The sequence below is a fragment of the Acidovorax sp. NB1 genome (genome assembly GCF_005405905.1).
Classification (GTDB): Bacteria; Pseudomonadota; Gammaproteobacteria; order Burkholderiales; family Burkholderiaceae_C; genus Acidovorax.
This window is the reverse complement of record NZ_BJHU01000052.1, coordinates 1-641: the sequence shown is the minus strand read 5'-3', so window position 1 is coordinate 641 and position 641 is coordinate 1. Positions and strand designations below refer to the sequence as shown.

1 protein-coding gene is annotated in these 641 nt (G+C 60.2%); it reads left to right on the top strand.

Annotation, left to right across the window (positions count from 1 at the left end):
• Window positions 1-641, top strand: a 641-nt coding sequence (locus tag AvAM_RS22665) for an EF-Tu/IF-2/RF-3 family GTPase (protein ID WP_249368331.1), incomplete at both ends; no start/stop codon positions are given.

The following is a 641-nucleotide window of genomic DNA, read 5'->3' as shown; positions in this document are numbered from 1 at the left end:
GTGGGCGTGCCTTACATCATCGTGTTCCTGAACAAGTGCGACATGGTGGACGACGAAGAACTGCTGGAACTCGTCGAAATGGAAGTGCGCGAACTCCTGGACAAGTACGACTTCCCAGGCGACGACACCCCCATCATCCGTGGCTCCGCCAAGCTCGCCCTGGAAGGCGACAAGGGCAAGCTGGGTGAAGAAGCCATCATGAAGCTGGCCGAAGCTCTGGACACCTACATCCCCACGCCTGAGCGCGCTGTGGACGGTGCCTTCCTGATGCCCGTGGAAGACGTGTTCTCCATCTCCGGCCGTGGCACCGTGGTGACCGGTCGCGTGGAACGCGGCATCATCAAGGTCGGCGAAGAAATCGAAATCGTCGGTATCCGCGACACGCAAAAGACCATCTGCACCGGCGTGGAAATGTTCCGCAAGCTGCTGGACCAAGGCCAAGCTGGCGACAACGTCGGCCTGCTGCTGCGCGGTACCAAGCGCGAAGACGTGGAACGCGGCCAAGTGCTGTGCAAGCCCGGCTCGATCAAGCCCCACACCCACTTCACGGCTGAGGTGTACGTTCTGAGCAAGGACGAAGGTGGCCGTCATACGCCTTTCTTCAACAACTACCGTCCTCAGTTCTACTTCCGCACGACCGA